A 5,379-nucleotide genomic window follows, 5' to 3' on the forward strand; every position below is an offset into this window, starting at 1 on the left:
GCCGAGGGCACCGCTCCCACCCCGCCCGGCCCCGGCCGGCGGGGCCGCACCGGCCGGGGCCGGGCGGGGTGGGAGCGGTGCCCTCGGCGGGCGCGTCGGTCGACGGCGCACCGGTGGACGGCGCACCGGTCGAGGTGGAGTGCAGCGGTGTGGCGCTGGAGGTCGGCGTGCTCGACGGCGTCGCGGCGAACGCGGCGGTCGAGCCGAGCGCGACGAGTCCGAGGGCGCCGACGGCGATGCCGATGGTCAGGGCGCGCTTCTTCGGACGGCGCGGCCCGAAGCTCGAGCCCTTCTCGGCGGGGGTGGTCGACTCGGTCATGGGTGTCTCCTCGTTCCGACCCGGTGCCGACCCCGTTCGGGATCGGTTGCGGCCGGTTCCATCTCAGATTCGAAGGCGAATCTGAAGCCGGACTTAAGAACAGACCCTCCACAGCAGACGCCGGGTGCGCCCCGATCCGCGGCCCCTAGGTTCGAGCACATGCCCTCCTCCGCCCGTGTGCTCCTCATCGAGGACGACGACGCCATCCGCTCCTCCGTCGAGACCGCGCTGCGCAGCGAGCGCTTCACGGTCCGCGGTCTCGTCTCCGGCGAGAACCTCGCCCGCGAGCTGAGCACCTTCGCTCCGGACCTGGTGATCCTCGACTGGATGCTCCCCGGCCCGAGCGGCATCGTGCTCGCCGAGCGGATCCGCCGCAGCAGCGACGCGGCGGTGATCATGCTCACCGCCCGCGACGCCGTCGACGACCGCCTCCGCGGCTTCGACGAGGGCGTCGACGACTACGTGGTGAAGCCGTTCGTGCTCGCCGAGCTCGTCAAGCGCGTGACCGCCGTGCTGCGCCGCCGCGGCCGCATCCCGTCCGTCGTCGAGATCGGCGACCTCGTCGTCGACCCGGAGTCGGGCCGCGCCCGCCGCGGCGGCGTCGCCCTCGACCTCACCGCGACCGAGTTCCGCCTCCTCGCCTTCCTCGCCGGGAACCGCGGCCGCACCCTCACCAAGACCCAGATCCTCACGCAGGTCTGGGGCTACGACCACGTCGACCCGAACCTCGTCGAGGTGCACCTCAGCTCCCTCCGCAAGAAGATGGAGGCGCACGGCGACCGCCTCGTGCACACCGTCCGCGGCCTCGGCTACCGGGTGGAGGCGTGAGCCGCTCCCAGCCGGGCGCCCTGCGGACCGGCTCCCTCCGCCTCCGCACCGTCCTGGCCGTGCTCGCTCTGCTGGCCGTGCTGCTCCTGGCCCTCTCGGCGACGGTGCAGGCGGTGCTCGGCGAGCGCCTCCGCGACCAGATCGAGGAGCGGCTGCAGGACCGCGCCTCCGCCGCCGCCGCGCTGGTCGGCACGATCGCCGACGACGCCCTCGCCTCGCGACTCTCGGCGCAGGGCGTCTCGGTGCGGATCACGAGCCCCGAGGGCGAGGACGTCGTGGCCGGGCCGAGCCCGGAGCAGCTGCGACTGGGCCCGGGAGCCGCCGACCAGCTCGGAGAGCCGCCGTCGCCTCCCGGCACGAGCTCCTCCTCCGGAGCCGTCCCGCCCCGAGCCGCGTCCGCCGCCGTCACCGTCGTCTCGAGCAGCGTCGCCGCCGACGACGAGCTGATCACCCTCGAGTCGACCCTCAGCGACGGCACCCGCCTCGAGCTCACCAGCGAGGCCGGATCGGTGGGCAGCACCCTCGCGCAGCTGAACGGGATCCTGCTCGCCGCGTCGGCCGTGTTCCTCCTGCTGGCCGCCCTCGCGCTGATCGTCGTGGTCCGCGCGACCCTCCGGCCCCTCGAGCGGATGACCGACGTGGCCCGCGACATCGCGCACGGCGACCGCGGGCGGCGGCTGCGCCCCTCCCGTCCGCGGACCGAGCTCGGCCGCACCGCGACCGCGTTCGACGAGATGCTCGACGACCTCGAGCAGGCCGAGCGCAGCGCCCTCGCCGCCGAGGCGACGGCCCTCGCGGCGGAGCAGCGGATGCGCGCGTTCGTCTCGGACGCCGCGCACGAGCTGCGGACGCCGGTCGCCGGCATCCAGGCCGCCGCCGACGCGCTCGTCCGCGGCGACGGCGGCGAGCAGGAGCGCGAGCGCCTCTCCGTGCACGTCGTGCGGGAGTCGCTGCGCGCGGGCCGCCTCATCCAGGACATGCTGCTGATGGCGCGGCTGGACGAGGGCCTGGCTCTGGAGTCGCGTCCGCTGGACCCGGCGGGCGTCGCCGAGGCCGCGATCGAGCGCCAGGAGCTGCGCCGCCCGGGCCTCGCGATCGAGCTGCACCGGCCCGCCGAGCCGCTCCTGGTCAGCGCCGACGCCGACCGGCTGGCTCAGGTGCTCGGCAACCTCCTCGAGAACGGTGCCCGCTTCGCCCGCTCCCGGATCGACGTCGCCGTCGAGGCGGCCGCCGACTCCGTCACGATCACCGTCGACGACGACGGCCCCGGCATCGCCGAGGCCGACCGCGAGCGCGTCTTCGACCGCCTCGTCCGCCTCGACGACGCCCGCAACCGCGCCGACGGCGGCTCGGGCCTCGGCCTGCCGATCGCGCGCGGGCTGGCCCGGGCCCTCGGCGGCGACCTCGTGGCGGAGGCGGGGCCCGTCGGCGCCCGCTTCCGGGTGACGCTGCCTCGCGCGGGGTGACGCCGCCCCGCTCCCCCTAGGCTCGACGGGCGCGCGGGCCCCGCTCCGCCGGGACGGCAGGAGTGGCTCCATGGACAGGGACGACGCGGAGCAGCGTGTCCGGCAGGCCCGCGACGAGGCCCCGAGGTTCGGGAGCGGTCCCCTGCTCGCCACCTTCACCGTCCGCCACCGCCGCGGACTCGACGTCGCCTTCGTGCTCGACGGCGCCGACGGGGACTTCCAGATCGGCATGGGCGCCGCGTCCGACGACTTCCGGAGCGTCCTCACCGTCGGGGTCGACCGCGAGGACGGCCGCATCCGCGGCGTCTCCAGCTGGACCGTCGACGGCCGCGAGAGCCGCGTGCCCGTGCGGATCCTGCACCGCTCCGCCACCGTGATCACCGTGGAGGCCGCTCCCCTCCCCCTCGACCGGCGCCCGTCCTCGCTCAAGTGCTGGTCCTTCCTCCGCCGGGCCTCCGCCGACCACCACTCCGACGTGCTCGGCTTCGTGTCCCCCGACCTGGCCGACCTCCCCCCGGTCCGGCTCCTCACCGATCCGCGGGCGCGGCGCGGGCGCTGAGCCGGCCTCGCGCGCGAGGGGACGGATCCCCGCCCGACCCGCAGGCGCCGGTGCGATCATGCGCTGACGTGATCCCGCCCGGAGGTCCGCCCGACCCGGAGGAGCGCTCGTGACGCAGGAGGTGCAGTCGTCCCGGCTGCGGTCGCTCGGGAGCGAGGCGTTCTTCGGGGCGACGGTGGTCGTCGCGGCGGCGTGGTCGGGTGCCCGGGCGTTCCAGCTCTACGGAGGGTGGGGCGTGGTGCTCGCGGTGGCCGCGGTGATCGTCGCGGTGCTCGGCTTCGGGCTCCGGCGGCGCGTCGAGGAGCGGTGGTCCCGGCCGAGGCTCGAGAGGCTGCGAGCCGAGCATCCGGACGGCGGCGTCACCGCGGTGCTGAACACTCCGGAGACGCTGGCCTCGCTGCGGACGCTCGCGGTCGCCGGAGCCGCGGTCGACCTCCCGGCGCTGCGCGCGGCGAAGCCGGACCCCGTGCTGCTGGCCGTCGTCACCGCGAGGGCGCTCTCGCTGTTCCGCGCCGACGCGGACCTCTCGCCGATCGCGTTCCTGCCCCTCACCGCCGGGGACGCCCCCGAGTCGGTGACGGGCTACCACCACGGTCACGCGCTCACGGCTCCCGTTCTCACGGTCCGGCAGCAGGGGACGGAGCAGCGGCTCGCCCTCTTCCCCGCCGACGGCGCGCGGACGATCACCGGTGTCCTCGGCCGCTGAGCGAGGCCCGCTGCGCATCGCCGGGAGTCTCCGCCCCGCGGCGGATCCGGCAGCGCCGAGCCGCGCGTAGCGTCGGGCGATGGACATGTCACTGCTCGGCACCAGCGTGATCGCCGCCCTGTGCGGGGCCGCGTATCTCGGAATCGCGATCCTCGCGGTCGCGCAGGTCCTCCGCTCCGGCCTCGATCCCCTGAGGAAGGGCCTGTGGACGATCGCCGTCGTGGTGGCGCCCTTCCTGGGGTCGATGGCGTGGTTCCTCGTCGGGCGGCCCGGAGCGCGAGCCTGAGACGCGGCTCAGCCCGCACCCATGCCTACGATCACCGATCGCGCAAGCACCTGCTCGCGGGGCGCCCGCACGTCAGCATGAGCGGGATGGACACGATCGAGGAGGCGGGCGCCTGGGCGCGCGCTCTGGTGCGCCGCGAGTTCGGCGTCGGCCTCGTCGACCTGGAGCCCGTCGTCGGCGGACTCGACCACGGAGCGCGCGTCTGGTGCGCGGCCGACGGCTCCGGGGCGCTCTGGAGCGTCAAGGCGTCGGCCCGCGACGGGCGCTTCGGACTCGCGCTCTCGGCGTCGCTGGGAGAGGCGGGGGTGCCGGGCGTCGCGGCGCCGCACCGCGCCTCCGACGGGCGCCCCTGGGCGGAGGACCGGGGGCTGCGGGTCTCGGTCGCGCCGTGGATCCTCGGCGAGGACGCCGTCGACTCCGGCGAGGACGCCCTCGACTGGGAGGGGTTCGGCGCGGTCCTGCGCTCCGTGCACGACGCCGAGCCGCCGACCCTCGCGCCTCCTGTGCGGCGGGGCATCCGCCGCGTCCGCCGTCCGCTCGCCGACCTCCTCGCCGAGACCGACGAGAGGATCGACGCGCAGCCGGAGCCCCGCCCCCGCCTCACCGCACTGTGGCGCGCGAACCGCTCCCGCCTCGACGCCCTCGCCGGCGCTGAGCGGCGGCTGAAGCGCGCCCGCACGCCCACCTCCCGCGTGCCCCTCCACGGCGACCCGCATCCCGGCAACGTCGTCATCGACGAGAGCGGCCGCCCCTGGCTGATCGACTTCGACGAGGCCACCGTCGCCCCGCGGGAGGCCGACCTGCTCCTGATCGAGCTGGGCGTCATCTACTCGCGGCCGATCAGCGACGTGCAGCGCTCGGCGTTCCGCGCGGGCTACGGCGATGCCCTGATCGACGACGAGCGGATCGTCCGCTTCGGCTGCGTCCGCGCGGTCGAGGACGTGGCCGCCACTGTCGCGCTGGCCCTCGCCGACCCGGAGCCGGAGGAGCGCGAGGCCGCCCCCGTGCCCGCCTCCCGCCTCGGCCGCGCCGCCTCGGCGCTGCCCGTCCCCACTCCGCTCGACCTGCTCGCCGGCCAGCTCGGCCCGCACGGCCTCGTCTCGCTCGTCGAGACCGCCCTCCGCCGCCCCGCCTGACGCGGGCGGCGATCCCCTCCAGATCCAGAGCGGCGGGCTCGCCGCCCTCGGTCACCGTGAGCGTCGAGTCGAGCAGCGC

Annotated in this window: 7 protein-coding genes; 6 read left to right on the top strand and 1 reads right to left on the bottom strand. The window is 76.0% G+C overall.

The window, feature by feature from the left end; all coding sequences use genetic code 11:
* Window positions 1-319: hypothetical protein (locus C5C54_RS17175; protein WP_374953292.1), on the bottom strand; the 319-nt coding region annotated here is incomplete at its 3' end.
* 159 nt (window positions 320-478) lie between these two features.
* On the opposite strand from C5C54_RS17175, the gene C5C54_RS17180 reads away from it, so the two are divergent.
* From C5C54_RS17180 to C5C54_RS17205, 6 genes are all read left to right on the top strand, one after another.
* Entirely contained in the window at window positions 479-1,147 is a 669-nt protein-coding gene (locus tag C5C54_RS17180) for a response regulator transcription factor (protein WP_104288871.1), read from the top strand.
* Window positions 1,144-2,613 (top strand): cell wall metabolism sensor histidine kinase WalK, encoded by a 1,470-nt coding sequence (locus C5C54_RS17185; RefSeq protein WP_104227449.1) that lies wholly within the window; start codon window positions 1,144-1,146, stop codon window positions 2,611-2,613. The genes C5C54_RS17180 and C5C54_RS17185 overlap by 4 nt, the downstream gene beginning before the upstream one ends.
* A 70-nt stretch (window positions 2,614-2,683) precedes the next feature.
* Entirely contained in the window at window positions 2,684-3,172 is a 489-nt protein-coding gene (locus tag C5C54_RS17190; protein ID WP_104288872.1) for a hypothetical protein, read from the top strand.
* A 109-nt stretch (window positions 3,173-3,281) separates the two neighbouring features.
* On the top strand, window positions 3,282-3,878 hold the full coding sequence (locus tag C5C54_RS17195) for a hypothetical protein (protein WP_104288873.1): 597 nt from the start codon (window positions 3,282-3,284) through the stop codon (window positions 3,876-3,878).
* A gap of 79 nt (window positions 3,879-3,957) precedes the next feature.
* Window positions 3,958-4,164: a PLD nuclease N-terminal domain-containing protein gene (locus C5C54_RS17200; protein WP_104234604.1), complete on the top strand. Its 207-nt coding sequence runs from the start codon at window positions 3,958-3,960 to the stop codon at window positions 4,162-4,164.
* Window positions 4,165-4,250: 86 nt separating this feature from the next.
* Window positions 4,251-5,300: an aminoglycoside phosphotransferase family protein gene (locus C5C54_RS17205; protein ID WP_104288874.1), complete on the top strand. Its 1,050-nt coding sequence runs from the start codon at window positions 4,251-4,253 to the stop codon at window positions 5,298-5,300.
* Window positions 5,301-5,379 lie beyond the last annotated feature (79 nt).

The organism is Rathayibacter sp. AY1F2 (assembly GCF_002930885.1).
GTDB lineage: Bacteria > Actinomycetota > Actinomycetes > Actinomycetales > Microbacteriaceae > Rathayibacter.

Coding starts and splice junctions, on each gene's coding strand:
- C5C54_RS17180 (WP_104288871.1), top strand. CDS start 479: ATGCCCTCCTCCGCCCGTGTGCTCCTCATCGAGGACGACGACGCCATC.
- C5C54_RS17190 (WP_104288872.1), top strand. CDS start 2,684: ATGGACAGGGACGACGCGGAGCAGCGTGTCCGGCAGGCCCGCGACGAG.
- C5C54_RS17200 (WP_104234604.1), top strand. CDS start 3,958: ATGGACATGTCACTGCTCGGCACCAGCGTGATCGCCGCCCTGTGCGGG.
- C5C54_RS17205 (WP_104288874.1), top strand. CDS start 4,251: ATGGACACGATCGAGGAGGCGGGCGCCTGGGCGCGCGCTCTGGTGCGC.